General features: G+C 64.3%; 17 protein-coding genes. 10 read left to right on the top strand and 7 right to left on the bottom strand.

The window, feature by feature from the left end:
• The first annotated feature begins 1 nt into the window (after nt 1).
• Nucleotides 2–454, top strand: a complete 453-nt coding sequence (locus ACXAG6_RS05090) for a cupredoxin domain-containing protein (protein ID WP_475335652.1) — start codon at nt 2–4, stop codon at nt 452–454.
• 76 nt (nt 455–530) lie between these two features.
• Here the strand turns inward: ACXAG6_RS05090 and ACXAG6_RS05085 are convergent, their stop codons facing one another.
• Both ACXAG6_RS05085 and ACXAG6_RS05080 read right to left on the bottom strand, forming a co-directional pair.
• A complete protein-coding gene (locus ACXAG6_RS05085; RefSeq protein ID WP_475335649.1) occupies nt 531–1,205 on the bottom strand; it encodes an SOS response-associated peptidase in 675 nt (224 codons plus the stop codon).
• 6 nt (nt 1,206–1,211) lie between these two features.
• A complete protein-coding gene (locus tag ACXAG6_RS05080) occupies nt 1,212–1,514 on the bottom strand; it encodes a DnaJ family domain-containing protein (protein WP_140012924.1) in 303 nt (100 codons plus the stop codon).
• Nucleotides 1,515–1,616: 102 nt separating this feature from the next.
• On the opposite strand from ACXAG6_RS05080, the gene ACXAG6_RS05075 reads away from it, so the two are divergent.
• Nucleotides 1,617–2,726, top strand: coding sequence for an aminomethyltransferase family protein (locus ACXAG6_RS05075; RefSeq protein ID WP_475335646.1), 1,110 nt, complete (start codon nt 1,617–1,619; stop codon nt 2,724–2,726).
• A 46-nt stretch (nt 2,727–2,772) separates the two neighbouring features.
• Here the strand turns inward: ACXAG6_RS05075 and ACXAG6_RS05070 are convergent, their stop codons facing one another.
• The gene (locus ACXAG6_RS05070) at nt 2,773–3,240 is read right to left on the bottom strand and encodes a GFA family protein (RefSeq protein WP_475337922.1); all 468 of its coding nucleotides are present in this window, start codon (nt 3,238–3,240) and stop codon (nt 2,773–2,775) included.
• 384 nt (nt 3,241–3,624) lie between these two features.
• Between ACXAG6_RS05070 and ACXAG6_RS05065 the strand changes: the two genes are divergently transcribed.
• On the top strand, nt 3,625–4,023 hold the full coding sequence (locus tag ACXAG6_RS05065; RefSeq protein ID WP_475335644.1) for a GFA family protein: 399 nt from the start codon (nt 3,625–3,627) through the stop codon (nt 4,021–4,023).
• A gap of 86 nt (nt 4,024–4,109) precedes the next feature.
• Nucleotides 4,110–4,373: a hypothetical protein gene (locus ACXAG6_RS05060; protein WP_475335641.1), complete on the top strand. Its 264-nt coding sequence runs from the start codon at nt 4,110–4,112 to the stop codon at nt 4,371–4,373.
• A gap of 57 nt (nt 4,374–4,430) precedes the next feature.
• Here ACXAG6_RS05060 and ACXAG6_RS05055 read toward each other — a convergent pair whose 3' ends face one another.
• The gene (locus ACXAG6_RS05055) at nt 4,431–5,999 is read right to left on the bottom strand and encodes a bifunctional metallophosphatase/5'-nucleotidase (protein ID WP_475335639.1); all 1,569 of its coding nucleotides are present in this window, start codon (nt 5,997–5,999) and stop codon (nt 4,431–4,433) included.
• Nucleotides 6,000–6,197: 198 nt separating this feature from the next.
• Between ACXAG6_RS05055 and ACXAG6_RS05050 the strand changes: the two genes are divergently transcribed.
• The 4 genes from ACXAG6_RS05050 to arsC all read left to right on the top strand — a co-directional run bounded on the left by ACXAG6_RS05050 (nt 6,198) and on the right by arsC (nt 8,541).
• A complete protein-coding gene (locus tag ACXAG6_RS05050) occupies nt 6,198–6,734 on the top strand; it encodes a DUF421 domain-containing protein (RefSeq protein ID WP_475335636.1) in 537 nt (178 codons plus the stop codon).
• A 72-nt stretch (nt 6,735–6,806) separates the two neighbouring features.
• Nucleotides 6,807–7,145 (top strand): DUF952 domain-containing protein, encoded by a 339-nt coding sequence (locus tag ACXAG6_RS05045; protein WP_475335634.1) that lies wholly within the window; start codon nt 6,807–6,809, stop codon nt 7,143–7,145.
• Nucleotides 7,142–8,200 carry a quinone-dependent dihydroorotate dehydrogenase gene (locus ACXAG6_RS05040; protein WP_475335631.1) on the top strand — a complete coding sequence of 353 codons (1,059 nt, stop codon included), beginning with the start codon at nt 7,142–7,144 and terminating at the stop codon, nt 8,198–8,200. Before ACXAG6_RS05045 ends, ACXAG6_RS05040 begins: the two co-directional genes overlap by 4 nt.
• Entirely contained in the window at nt 8,197–8,541 is a 345-nt protein-coding gene (gene arsC, locus ACXAG6_RS05035; RefSeq protein WP_475335629.1) for an arsenate reductase (glutaredoxin), read from the top strand. The genes ACXAG6_RS05040 and arsC overlap by 4 nt, the downstream gene beginning before the upstream one ends.
• 72 nt (nt 8,542–8,613) lie before the next feature.
• Here the strand turns inward: arsC and ACXAG6_RS05030 are convergent, their stop codons facing one another.
• From ACXAG6_RS05030 to ACXAG6_RS05020, 3 genes are read right to left on the bottom strand one after another with little or no spacing between them, the layout of a single operon-like run.
• Complete coding sequence (locus ACXAG6_RS05030; protein ID WP_475335627.1) at nt 8,614–9,957, bottom strand: MATE family efflux transporter; 1,344 nt, start codon at nt 9,955–9,957, stop codon at nt 8,614–8,616.
• Complete coding sequence (locus ACXAG6_RS05025) at nt 9,935–10,459, bottom strand: PaaI family thioesterase (protein ID WP_475335625.1); 525 nt, start codon at nt 10,457–10,459, stop codon at nt 9,935–9,937. Before ACXAG6_RS05025 ends, ACXAG6_RS05030 begins: the two co-directional genes overlap by 23 nt.
• Nucleotides 10,456–10,944, bottom strand: coding sequence for a PaaI family thioesterase (locus ACXAG6_RS05020; protein WP_140012912.1), 489 nt, complete (start codon nt 10,942–10,944; stop codon nt 10,456–10,458). The genes ACXAG6_RS05025 and ACXAG6_RS05020 overlap by 4 nt, the downstream gene beginning before the upstream one ends.
• Before the next feature lie 137 nt (nt 10,945–11,081).
• Here ACXAG6_RS05020 and ACXAG6_RS05015 point away from each other — a divergent pair, with 137 nt between their 5' ends.
• On the top strand, nt 11,082–11,462 hold the full coding sequence (locus tag ACXAG6_RS05015) for a MerR family transcriptional regulator (RefSeq protein ID WP_140012911.1): 381 nt from the start codon (nt 11,082–11,084) through the stop codon (nt 11,460–11,462).
• 269 nt (nt 11,463–11,731) lie between these two features.
• Nucleotides 11,732–12,130: a MerR family transcriptional regulator gene (locus tag ACXAG6_RS05010; protein ID WP_140012910.1), complete on the top strand. Its 399-nt coding sequence runs from the start codon at nt 11,732–11,734 to the stop codon at nt 12,128–12,130.
• Nucleotides 12,131–12,145: the final 15 nt, after the last annotated feature.

The raw sequence follows: 12,145 nt of genomic DNA, 5'->3' as shown, positions 1-12,145 counted from the left end.
GATGCTGCGTAAAACCGTGACTTTCGCCGCCCTCGCAGCGGCGCTTTCCGCCGGTGCCGCCACGGCGGCCACCCACGAGGTCAACATCTTCGACAACGACCTGATGCCGCCCGTTGTGCTCGCCGAGCCCGGCGATACCGTGCGCTTCAACAACGACGATCAGGGCAACCATGTTGTCTGGTCGACCGACATGTCCTGGTCCACCGGTGAGATCCCGGCCGGCGTGGCGGTGGAGTTTGTCGTGACCGACACGATGTCTCTCGAATACACGCTCGATGAGTCCTACTTCATCGACTACAGCCTGGAAGACGGCGGCGATGACCCGTTTGACGGTGTTATCGAAGAAGGGATCGACATTTCGGACACCAACGCCAATGGCGAGTTGGATGAAGGCGAGATCTACTTTGAGAGCGCTTCCAACAACGGCAACAACGGCAACAACGGCAACAACTGACCGGGCTGAGTTTGCTGATATAAGGGCCGCCTCCTGATAAGGAGCGCGGCCCTTTTGCTGTTTCATGGCGCGATCTTCAGGGCGCAATCGGCTCGATGAGGTTTTCGCCTGAAGCGCGGTTGGAATTGACGGCCCTGTCGACCCGCCACATGCGCAGCGCACCTTGGGGCGGTGGCTGCATGAGCGGTGCCGCGCCCTTGCCCGCCTCACCCAGCCACAGTGCCCAGTCATCCGGCTCCAGAATGACAGGGGTGCGGTGGTGGATCTCGGCCATTTCATGGGTGGCAGCGGTGGTGACGATGGCGCAGGTTGGCCCACCCACCTTATCTTCGCCCTCGCGGGACCACTCCTGCCAGATGGCTGCGAAGGCCATTGGGGCACCGTCGGCGCGGGTGATGTACCACGGCAGGCGGTTGCCCTCGGCGTCCTTTGTCCATTCATAGAAGCCGGTGGCCGGGACGATGCAGCGGCGCTCGCGGCAGGCGGCGCGGAAGGCGGGTTTTTCGGCCACTGTCTCGGCGCGGGCGTTGATGAGCAGAGGGCCGTCGGTGGGGGTTTTGTACCAATGCGGGATGAGGCCCCAGCGCATGGGACGCAGCCGCCGCGCGCCCTCGGCGCTGGTGACTGTGGCGATCTGGGTGGTGGGGCAGACGTTGTAGCGCGGCACCTCGGGCAGATCGTTGGAGGGCAGCGCGCCGAAGAGCTGGGCCATGGCGTCATCGGGCAGGGTGATGGCGAAGCGGCCGCACATGGGGGGCTAACCGCGCTTGCGGGCGAGTTCGATCTTGGCCTCGGTCATCGACATTTCGCGGACGATCTCGGCCCGGCGCGTTCTGTCACCGGTTTCGCGCAGCTCCTCGCGCAGCCTTGCCAGCTCGCGGGAGAGCGACACGAACTCGGGCACCGCGCCATTGTCTTTGAGAATCCGGTGCATCACCGCGTTTTCCGGATCGTCGCAGGGGGGCAGCGGTTTGCCTGCGCCGGGCAGGTTATCAAACTGCCCGTCTGCCTCGGCGGCGCGGATCTTGGCGGTGATGAGATCTATCAGCGGGTGGTCCATGCACCCAATCTAGCCTTTTGCGCCCGCCGGGAAAGCCCCCGGCTTGCAGCCGCCCCTCGGCCAAGGCTATCTGCGGCGAAACTGCCAAACAGGACGCGCGCCATGCCCTACGCCCTTCACATCGGCCCCAACATTCGCAAGTCGCCCTATTTCGAGGCCACAGTGGCTGACGGGGTGCAGGGCTTTTCGGTTTACAACCACATGTTCATCCCGGGCCACTTTGGCGACCCGGAGGGCGAGTATGACAGGCTGCTGAACGGGGTGGCGATGTGGGATGTGGCTGCGCAGCGGCAGGTGGAGATCACCGGCCCCGATGCCGCCCGCCTTGTCCAGCGCCTCACCCCGCGCAACCTTGATGGCCTCAAGGTGGGGCGGGGGCGCTACGTGCCGATCTGCGACCATGATGGCTGGCTCATCAACGACCCGGTGCTGCTGAAACTGGCGGAAGATCACTTTTGGCTCTCCGTGGCGGATAGCGACATTCACCTTTGGGCGATGGCGGTGGCCCGCGAGGGCGGCATGGATGTGCAGGTGCGCGAGCCGGATGTGTCGCCGCTGGCGATACAGGGGCCGAAGGCGATGGAGGTGGCCGAGGCGCTGCTGGGCGGCTGGGTGCGTGAGTTGCCCTTCTTTGGCTTTCGCGAGGTGGAGCTGGAGGGCATCCCCCTCGTCGTCGCGCGCTCCGGCTGGTCCAAGCAGGGCGGGGTGGAGCTTTACTTACGGGATGGCAGCAAGGGCGGCGATTTGTGGCGGCGGGTGAAGGCGGCGGGCCAGCCCTTTGGGATCGGGCCGGGCGCGCCGAATGACATTGAGCGGCTGGAGAGTGGCCTGATCTCTTATGGCGCGGACATGCGGCGCCAGTGCCTGCCCGCCAACCCGTATGAGATGGGCTTTGGCGCGATGGTGAACCTTGAGGCGGGCCATGACTTTATTGGCCGCGCCGCGCTGGAACGGATCAAGACCGAGGGCTGGACGCGGGAGCGGCGCGTGCTGGAGGTTGAGGGCGACGCTGTGGAGGGCAATGCCCACCCCCTGCCCTTGCGGCTGGAGGGCGCAGAGGTGGGCACGCTCTTTGAGATGGCCTATTCGCGCCGGCTCGGGGTGAACATTGCGCACGGCATGGTGCCCCGCGATCTGGCGGGAGACGCGGCGCTTTGGGTTGATCTGCCGGGTGGACCGCGCCGCGTGATGCAGCGCGCCGACACTGATTGAGGAGACTTGTCGCCACGCGCGCACCCAGCGGGGCGGCCTCTAAGTCTCACATCCGGTGCGCCAGTGCCTTCTCGCGCCGCTTTAGAGCCCAGTCGGGCCAGTGCTCGGACCGCCGGTAGAAGGCAGGCATGGCGGGCACGCCCTTGGGGAGGACCACCCAGGGCAGCTTGGTTTTGGTAAAATTGTGAATGTCTGGCGGCAGCTGCGCGGCGTCTTCCAGCGTGCCGACCCGGACGAAAGACATCAGCTCGCCCGCGCCAGCGTAATGGCTCCAGAGCGCAACCTTGCAGCGCGGGCAGCGGTGGATGATTTGGCCCCTGCCGCTGGCCGAGGGGGTGACGACCTGCTCAGGCGTTCCGTGATGCAGCTCGATGCAAGCCGTTTCGATCAGGGCGTTGAGCACGAAGGCGGAGCCGGTTTCGCGCTGGCACCACGTGCAGTGGCAGCAATGGGTGAACAGCGGCCTGTCGGTCAGGCGATAGCGGATCTGTCCACAAGTGCAGCGCCCTTCCATCTCGATACGCTCCTGATACATCACTTGACGTTGCGAATGAGCGTCACTCGCGAAGTGAAGTCAACAAGTTGACGCTACGTCTTGCAATCAAGCTCCAGCCGCTTCACCGTTAGGATAGTTTGAACGAGTGGGCCATTTTTACCATGTTTTATTATGTTCTCGGGTCTTTGAGCCTTTGCACCGCCATTTATCTTACCCTGCGCAAGCGCCGGGCCAGCAGCCAGGCCGGGCCTGCTGCGTTTTCAGCTTCAAAGCGTCGATGTCACTGGGTTTCCGAAGGGCCGGGTGCGTCTCGGTGCCAAAGCTGCGGGGCCTTGTCGCGGGCGCATGGGCGGGGCGGGACGCCAAGCTGCAAGAGCGCCTTTCTAACATCGCGATGATCCCATGCTGACCGGCAGTTGCCTTTGCGGGGCGGCTGGTTGGCGGCTACTCGCCCGGCCCGAAAGCGGCACCGCCTGCAATTGCACCGCCTGCCGCAGATACGGTGTGCTTTGGGCCTATGGCTGGCAGGATGACGGGCTAACGACCTGGGGCGAGGCCCGCGCGTGGCAGCGGCCCGAGCGGGCGAGCATGAGCTTTGAGCATTGTCCGGCCTGCGGATGCCTGATCTGCGGGCGGGCCTTTGAGCCACGGCCAGACGGGCGGGTGCGGATGGCGGTGAACCTGCGGCTGGTGGATGATCCGGCGGCGGTGGCCCAAGTGCCGATCCGCAAGTTTGACGGGCTGGGGGCATTTGCCGAGGTGCCCGGCGACAGCCGCTGCATTGCCGACATCTGGTGGTAGCCCGCCAGCCTTGCCACCCTTCCTTGCCACGTTGAGGGCAATCTGCAAATCTGCCGCTTCAGCCACCACAATGGGAGCCTCTGCCCGTGCCTGTCATTCTCTCTGCCCTTGCCGTTATCGGCCTCTTCGTTTGGTGGAACTGGGGCCGCGAACGGGCGAAGGGCGAGTTGGCGAGCCGGCTTGATCCGATGGCCAACCGGTTGTTTCGCCGCCGCAAGTGCCGCTGGCAGCCGAAGGGCGGATCGGGGGCGTTGAAGGAGTTTCGCTGCGAGGCCTGCGGCGTTTCTGCCTATTCGCAGCGCGCCAGCGGCCCGGCAGAGTGCAAGCGCAACCTGCGCAGCTCCCTGTAGGCCCGGCGCAACAAAAAGGGCGCCCCGAAGAGCGCCCTCTCTGCGGCCTAAGCGGCCTTATTTCTTGGTGATGCGCCCATCGGTGTAGGGCTGATAGGGCGCGTTCTCGGCGATGTATTCAGCCGTGACATCGGCGAGGTCGGGGCCGAAATCGTAGGCATTGTCGGCATCGACGAACATCTTGTAGCCGTCACCACCGTTACGGACGTAGTTGTTAGACACGAGGCCGTAGGTCTTTTCCATATCCAGCGGCAGCCACTCTTCGCCGTCCTGCACCATCACGTCAGACACGCGCGAACCCGGCTCGGCGGCAGTATCGAAGGTGAACTTGAGGCCAGCGACCTGCGGGAAGCGGCCAGCGCCCTCTTCCACCTGGCTCACGCCGTTTTCGAGCGCGTCCTTCACCACGGCACCCGAGACCTGGAAGGTCGAGAGCGTGTTTTGGAAGGGCAGCACGGTGAGCACCTCACCCATCGTGACTTCACCGGCGTCGATGGAGGCACGCAGGCCACCCGAGTTGGCGATGGCGATGGACACGCCCTGATCTTTCACACGGTCAAGCATGGCATCGGCCACTAGGTTGCCCATGGAGCATTCCATCGCGCGACAGACATCACGGTTGCCCTCGATGGCTTCGGCGGCCTCGGCAACCACCTTGTTGCGGATTTCCTCCAGCGGCGCGGCGGCCTCGGTGATGCGGGCCTTGGTGGCCTCATCCTCGACCACTTCGCCGCTCATCACGATAGGCGCCCCAACGGCCTCGGTCACCATGCCTTCGTCATCGAAGGTCACGTTCAGCTCACCGAGGAACTTGCCGTAGGCGTAGGCCTGCACGATCTGCACGCCGTTCACCACGGTGGGATAGGGGCCTTCGGCGTTGTCCATCTTGCCCAGCAGAGTGTTGGAGTGGCCGCCCACGATCACATCGACGCCAGTGGTGCCTTCGGCCACCTTCTGGTCGATCACGTAGCCGGAGTGCGACAGGACGATGATCTTGTTCACGCCCTCTTCGGTCAGCTTGTCGACCTCGCCCTGCACGGCGTCGACCGGTGCGGTGAAGATCACGTTGGGGCCGGGGGAGGCCAGCTCATCTGTGTCTTGCGGGGTGAGGCCGATCAGGCCGATCTTTTCGCCGCCCTGCTCGATCACCGTGCTCTTCATGATCGCATCGGCCAGCAGCGGCTCGCCGCTGACATCGGCGTTGGACATCAGAACCGGGAACTCGACGGCGTCGATGAATCCGGCCAGCACCTCGGGGCCATCGTCAAACTCGTGGTTGCCCACGGTCATCGCGGTGTAGCCCATCTGGTTCATCATCTCGGCGGCGAGCTTGCCCTTGTAGTAGGTGTAGAAGAGCGTGCCCTGAAACTGGTCGCCGCCATCAACGAGGATCCAGTTGTTAGAGCGGGCCTTGGCCTCCTGCATCGCGGTCATCAGGCGGGCGGAACCGCCGAAACATTCGCCGGCGTCATTGTCTTCAGCCGAGCAGGGGCCGTCATACTTGGAGATCGGCTCGAAACGGGCGTGAAAGTCGTTGGTGTGAAGAATCGTAAGGGAATACTCGGCACTGGCGGCCCCGGCGGATAGCGCCAGCGCGGCCACGGAGGAGAGGATCTTGGAGGACATTTTTATAAGCTCCCGGTTGGATTATTGCAGCGATGTTGGCCCCTTGCGCGTGCAGAGTCAAAGGGGCGCAACGCTACGTCAACACCGCGGCAGGCGGGGCGGGCGATAGCAGGCGGCGGCCCGGCCCCTCCCCCGCCCGCGCCATGCACCACCGGAACAAACGGCGCGGCTATTCGGTTGGCTGTTGAAGGAGGTAAAATGAACTGGTCGGAGATGTTGTTTCAGGGCTGGAGCGGGATCCTGCGCACGGTGATCGTCGGGGCGCTGGGATACGTATTTCTTGTCGTCGCGCTGCGCATCTCGGGCAAGCGCACGCTGGCCAAGCTCAACGCCTTCGATCTGGTGGTGACTGTGGCCTTCGGCTCCACGCTGGCCGCAATACTGCTGAACGAAGACATCGCATTGGCCGAAGGTGCCACCGCGCTGACCCTGCTGATCGCCCTGCAATATGCAGTAACCAGCCTGTCGGTGCGGTCCTCCGCCTTCGCCCGCGCGGTGCGCTCGGAGCCGAGCCTTTTGCTGCGCGATGGTACACCGCTTGAGCGAGCCATGCGGGCAGCGCGGGTGACCCGTGAAGAGTTGGAAACGGTGGCACGGCGCGAGGGGCATCAGGATCTCTCAGAGGTTGCGGCGGTGATCCTTGAGTCCGATGGATCCTTCTCGGTTATGGGCTCGGCTCGGCAAGACGGAGACCGTGAAAGAGAGAGGCGGACGAAGGATGGGCTTACGGCATAGTGCCTGTTTACGGCCCCGCCAGGCCACGGCAGCAGGCTTGACCGTCCGGCGTGGCTGGGGCATGCCCGCTGCATGCTGATTTACAAGATCTTCCGCCGCCCCGAATGGGACGCCTTCCGCGACGCGGGCCTCACTGAGGGCGCGCCGGTAGATGTGGCCGACGGGTTCATCCATTTCTCGACCTCCGCGCAGGTGACAGAAACCGCCGCCAAGCACTTTGCCGAAGAGAGCGACCTTGTGCTGGTGGCCTTCGATCCCGATACGCTCGGGGAGGCGCTGAAGTGGGAGCCCTCGCGGGGTGGAGCGCTGTTTCCGCATCTTTACCGGCGGCTGGCGCTATCGGAAGTGATTTGGGACAAGTCGCTGCCATTGGGACAGGCGGGGCATATCTTTCCGGAAGGTATGCTGTGAGTCTGATCGAACAGGCTGCCCTCGCCGCGCTGCGCCGGGTTGACCCCGAGCGCGCGCATGGGCTGGCGCTGAAGGCGCTGCACACCCCGTTTGCCCCCCTGCCCGGCCCTGTCACATCACCGCGGCTGGCCACGGAGATTGCCGGGCTGGCGTTGCCCAACCCGGTGGGGCTGGCGGCGGGGTTTGACAAGAACGGCACCGCAATGGCGCCGCTGTCTCGCGCCGGCTTCGGTTTCATCGAGCTCGGCGCCGTGACCCCGCGCGCGCAGCCCGGCAACCCCAAGCCACGGCTCTTCCGGCTGCGCGAGGACCGGGCGGCCATCAACCGGTTCGGGTTCAACAACGAGGGGATGGAGGCGATGGCGCGGCGGCTTGAGGCGCGGCCACAGGGCTTCCCGATCGGGCTGAACCTTGGGGCCAACAAGGACAGCGAGGACCGCGCGGCGGATTTTGCCACGGTCCTTACTCGCTGCGGCCCGATGCTCGATTTTGCCACTGTCAACGTGAGCAGCCCGAACACCGAGCAGCTGCGCGACCTGCAAGGGGCCGATGCCCTTACCGCGCTGCTGACGGGTGTGATGGCCGCCCGTGATGCGCTTGAGCGCCCGATCCCCGTGTTCCTCAAAATCGCGCCCGATCTCGACGCGCAGGAGATTGAAGACATCGCCCTAGTCGCCCGGTCCACCGGCGTCGATGCGGTGATCGCCACCAACACCACGCTCGACCGCGACGGGCTGCAAAGCGCGCATGCGGGCGAGAAGGGCGGCCTCTCCGGCGCGCCGCTGTTTGAGAAATCCACCCGCGTTCTGGCGCAGCTCTCGCTTGCGACCGAGGGGCAGATTCCGCTGATTGGCGTTGGTGGCGTATCGACGCCCGAGGAGGCCTTTGCCAAGATCACCGCCGGGGCCTCTGCGGTGCAGCTCTATACGGCACTGGTGTATGGCGGCCTCAGCCTTGCCGCCCGTATCGCCCACGGCCTCGACGAAATCCTCGCCGCGCGCGGCTACACACATATCTCGCAGGCGACAGGCACTGACAGAGAGGCATGGCTATGAGCAACCCCGTGATCTGGCACAACCCGCGCTGCTCCAAATCGCGCGAAACGCTGAAGCTGCTGGAGGAGAAGGGCTACACACCCGAAGTGCGGCTTTACCTCGATAATCCGCCAGACCCGGAAGAGCTGGAACGCGCGGCTGCCGAGTTGGGCCTTGGCCCGATGGAGATGATCCGGCGCAAGGAGGCCCCGGCCAAGGCGCTCTCTGATGATATGGCGCCGGGCATGCTCTTTGCCGCCATGGCCGCCGACCCGATCCTGATCGAGCGCCCCGTGGTCTTCTACAAGGGCCGCGCTGCGATTGGCCGCCCGCCGGAGAATGTGCTCTCGATCCTTGACTGACCTGCTGCATCTACTTGCTGTAGGCGCTCATTCCACGCATCCGCACACGCTGGCAGGGGCTTCTCCTGCGGATTATCGCGCCGCGTCGCGCTCCAGCGCTGGGTATCGCAGCCCCATGAAAAGCCCCCGGGCCGCGAAGCTCACAAGCAGCGCCGCCCAGACCCCGTGGTTGCCGAGCCACGGCACCAGCACGGCCAGCGCCGTGAGGTAGCAGAGCAGCGACCAGAACATGAGATCGCGCATGTCGCGGCTGCGGGTGGCGCCGATGTAGATGCCGTCGAACATCCATGAGGCGGCACCGACGAAGGGGGCCAGCACCATCCAGAACAGGTGCGCCCGCGCCGCCTCGCGCACGCCGGGCGCGGTTGTCATCACGTCGATGATGAGCGGGCCGAAGCTGAGGAAGACAAGGCCGAGCGCCGCCCCCGTGCCAAAGCCCCAGAGGCTGGTGAGCACCGCGCTGCGGCGCACGGCGGCCGGGCTTTTGCGGCCATAGGCTTGCCCCACGAAGACCTCCGCCGAAAAGGCGAAGCCATCGAGCGCGTAGGAGGTGATAAAGAGAAACTGGAGGAGGATCTGGTTGGCGGCCAGCTTGACGTCGCCAAAGCGTGCGCCGAGGAAGAGGAAGGAAACGAAGATCACCTCCAGCATCAGGGTGCGCAGCAGGATGTTGGTGTTGACGTTGGCCATGTGCAGCAGGCGGGCCGGGTCGAAGATGAGGGCCTTGTTGCGCCAATGCTCGCCAGCGAAGGCATCGCGGCAGAGCCAGAGCCCCAGCGCCGCGCCGGACCATTCGGCGATGAAGGTTGCCATCGCCACGCCGTTTACGCCCCAGTCGAAGCCGAGCACGAAGAGCAGGTCGAGCGCGATGTTTGTGAGGTTCATCCAGAGTTGGATCACCAGCACACCGCGGGTGCGCTCCTTTGCGATCAACCAGCCGGTCAGCCCGAATACGGCGATGGCCCCCGGTGCCGACCAGATGCGTATGGCCATGTAGCCTCGCGCCGCCGCCTCCACCTCGGGGCTGGCGGGCGAGACCGCGAATGCCCCGGCAAAAAGCAACCACTGGGTTGCGATAAGCAGCGCCCCGCCGGTGCCCGCGATGAGTAGGGCGCGCACGAGTAGGGCCGAGACCTCTGCCGCATCCCCTGCCCCCTCGGCCTGGCTGGTCAACCCCACAGTGCCCATCCGCAGGAAGCCGAAGAGCCAGTAGATCGAGGTGAGGATGATTGCGCCAATCCCTACCGCGCCAATCGGCACCGGGTCGCCAAGCTGGCCCACGACGCCGGTATCCACCGCGCCGAGGATTGGCACGGTGGCGTTGGAGATCACGATGGGCACCGCGATGTGCAGGATGCGCCGGTGGGTTACGGGCTTTGCAGGGCCGCTGGCCTCAGCCGCCGGATGAGTCGTCATCTGGCTTTGGCTGCGGCATCAGGAAATGGCCGGTGGCTTGAGCAAAGGGGCGGTTTACGTTGTCTTGCCATGCCTCGACATGGACGGAGGCGTAGCGCCGCCCCGAGCGGTTGACGCGTGCGCGGGCGTAGGCATCGCGCGGCAGGCCGGCACGCAGGTAATCCACCGAGAAGTCGATGGTTTTGGGCAGGCGCGTGCGCCCCTCGGCGGCAAACTGCTCGGGGTCGAAAGGCCCGCCTTCGATCTTGCTCCAGAGCTCCTGCCATGCCAACTGCACCACAGCGGCGACCTCCAGAAAGCCTGCCGTCGCCCCACCGTGGAGCGCGGGCAACATCGGGTTGCCGATCAGCTTGGGGTCATAGGGCAGCACGGCTGTCAGCTCATCGCCGCGCCGGTCGAACCGGATGCCGAGGAACTGCACGAAGTTGATGCCGCGCACCAATGTGTTCAGCGCCGTGTCGCGCCGCTCCTTGATGACCTGCACGGGTTCTGGCGTTTTCATTGGCCCAGCTCCTTTTGACGGTTTGCCAGCGCCTGCATTGCCGCCTGCATTTCCTCGGCCGTGCGCGGTGCGCGCATGTGGCCATAGGTAAAGGCCCCAGCCGCCGTGGCGACCGGCTTGCTCTCATCTTCGTCCCATGCGGTTGTGCGCACAAACACCACCGTGCGGGTGATGTGATAGCACTCTGCGGAAGCACGCACGCGCTGGCCCGGCGTGGCCGCGCGCATATAGTCGATCCGTAGATCGAGCGTTGCCGTGCCCAGCCCCTTGGGCAATGTCATCACCGCCGTGCCGCTTGTGGTATCCATCAGCGCCGAGATCGCGCCGCCGTGCAGCACCTCGCCATCGCCGGCGAGCGCCTCGGCATAGGGCATGGAAATGCTCACCCGCCCTTCTGCAACCTCATCGGCCCGCATGCCGAGCGCCTTCGAATAGGGCAAGGCGTCAATGAATGACTGCACCCAGTCCACGCTGAAATCGCTCATCGGGATCCTTCCTATACTCTTGGTCAGCTCACTATCCTTCTGGGTCGGGCTGCCCGCAACCCTGCATGATTGATAAGCGGCTGCCGCTGTTTTAGGCTGGCGGCGATTGGGTAAATCTAGCCAGGGAGCCCTCGCCCATGGCCGAGGCAAAGAGCGAACAGCGGTTAAGTTTCAAGGAAATGTGTGCGCGTTTCGATGTGACGCCGCGCACCCTGCGTTATTATGAGTACATCGAACTCCTGCACCCTGAGAAGCAGGGGCGCTCGCGCTTTTATGGCAGCCGCGAGGTGGCGCGGATGACGCTGATCCTGCGTGGCCGTCGCTTTGGCTTTTCGCTGGAGGACATCCGGCAGTGGCTGGAGATGTATGAAAGCGACGGCAGCCGCCCGCAGCTTGAGACCTGGATCGAGCGCGCAGACCGGCAGTTGGAAGAGCTGGAGCGGCAACGCGCAGACCTTGACTCGGCAATCTCTGAACTCCGCCAATTGCGCGATGAGACCGAGGCCTCACTCTCCTAAAAGGCGAAGCGACCGGGCCTTGCAACGGCCACCCGAATTATAATGATAAATTAAATCCAAACCGATTTGAGAAGAATCCAAAGCGGTTTGACGGCGCAAAATATTGCGCGTGACCCTAGGTCAGCTTTCCAGATATTTTAACAAGCGGTAAATGACGTAGCGTTCCAACTGCGTCCGCGCACGCGATGCTTGTATGGTCGCCCCGAACTAATCATGTCCCGTTTCGTTCAGGAAGTAGAGACTCCCTAAGGGTTAAATGAGGACATGAAATGACGGAGAAATTTTTGACGATCCGCGAGATGTGTGACGCTTACGACGTAACAGCACGCACCCTGCGGTTTTATGAGGCCAAGGAGCTTTTGTTTCCGGTGCGCGAAGGGCAGAAACGCCTGTTCACCAAACGCGACCGGGCACGGCTGAAGCTTATTCTGCGCGGCAAGCGCTTTGGGTTTTCGCTCGAAGACATGCGCCAGTTGCTTGACCTCTATGACATGGAAAATGGCGAGCACCGGCAGCTTGAGACCTCGGTGCAGATGGCCGAGCAGCGTGTGGCGGAAATGGAAGCCCAGCGCGACGAACTCGCAGTGGCCATCACCGAGTTGAACGCCCAGATCGACTGGGGCCGCAACGCGCTCGCCGGGAATGATGTGAAGCAAGCGGCCGAGTAAACGGCGCCGCAAGGG

Source organism: Vannielia sp. ABF1_015 (assembly GCF_056160745.1).
Note: the sequence above shows the minus strand (reverse complement) of the source record. Positions and strands in the feature narration are given on the sequence as shown.

Excerpts from the sequence above, each read along its gene's own strand:
- ACXAG6_RS05050 (WP_475335636.1), top strand. The coding sequence starts at position 6,198 with ATGAACTGGTCGGAGATGTTGTTTCAGGGCTGGAGCGGGATCCTGCGC.
- ACXAG6_RS05085 (WP_475335649.1), bottom strand. The coding sequence starts at position 1,205 with ATGTGCGGCCGCTTCGCCATCACCCTGCCCGATGACGCCATGGCCCAG.
- ACXAG6_RS05055 (WP_475335639.1), bottom strand. The coding sequence starts at position 5,999 with ATGTCCTCCAAGATCCTCTCCTCCGTGGCCGCGCTGGCGCTATCCGCC.
- ACXAG6_RS05070 (WP_475337922.1), bottom strand. The coding sequence starts at position 3,240 with ATGGAAGGGCGCTGCACTTGTGGACAGATCCGCTATCGCCTGACCGAC.
- ACXAG6_RS05025 (WP_475335625.1), bottom strand. The coding sequence starts at position 10,459 with ATGAAAACGCCAGAACCCGTGCAGGTCATCAAGGAGCGGCGCGACACG.
- arsC (WP_475335629.1), top strand. The coding sequence starts at position 8,197 with ATGAGCAACCCCGTGATCTGGCACAACCCGCGCTGCTCCAAATCGCGC.
- ACXAG6_RS05010 (WP_140012910.1), top strand. The coding sequence starts at position 11,732 with ATGACGGAGAAATTTTTGACGATCCGCGAGATGTGTGACGCTTACGAC.
- ACXAG6_RS05030 (WP_475335627.1), bottom strand. The coding sequence starts at position 9,957 with ATGACGACTCATCCGGCGGCTGAGGCCAGCGGCCCTGCAAAGCCCGTA.
- ACXAG6_RS05015 (WP_140012911.1), top strand. The coding sequence starts at position 11,082 with ATGGCCGAGGCAAAGAGCGAACAGCGGTTAAGTTTCAAGGAAATGTGT.
- ACXAG6_RS05090 (WP_475335652.1), top strand. The coding sequence starts at position 2 with ATGCTGCGTAAAACCGTGACTTTCGCCGCCCTCGCAGCGGCGCTTTCC.
- ACXAG6_RS05065 (WP_475335644.1), top strand. The coding sequence starts at position 3,625 with ATGCTGACCGGCAGTTGCCTTTGCGGGGCGGCTGGTTGGCGGCTACTC.
- ACXAG6_RS05020 (WP_140012912.1), bottom strand. The coding sequence starts at position 10,944 with ATGAGCGATTTCAGCGTGGACTGGGTGCAGTCATTCATTGACGCCTTG.
- ACXAG6_RS05075 (WP_475335646.1), top strand. The coding sequence starts at position 1,617 with ATGCCCTACGCCCTTCACATCGGCCCCAACATTCGCAAGTCGCCCTAT.
- ACXAG6_RS05080 (WP_140012924.1), bottom strand. The coding sequence starts at position 1,514 with ATGGACCACCCGCTGATAGATCTCATCACCGCCAAGATCCGCGCCGCC.
- ACXAG6_RS05045 (WP_475335634.1), top strand. The coding sequence starts at position 6,807 with ATGCTGATTTACAAGATCTTCCGCCGCCCCGAATGGGACGCCTTCCGC.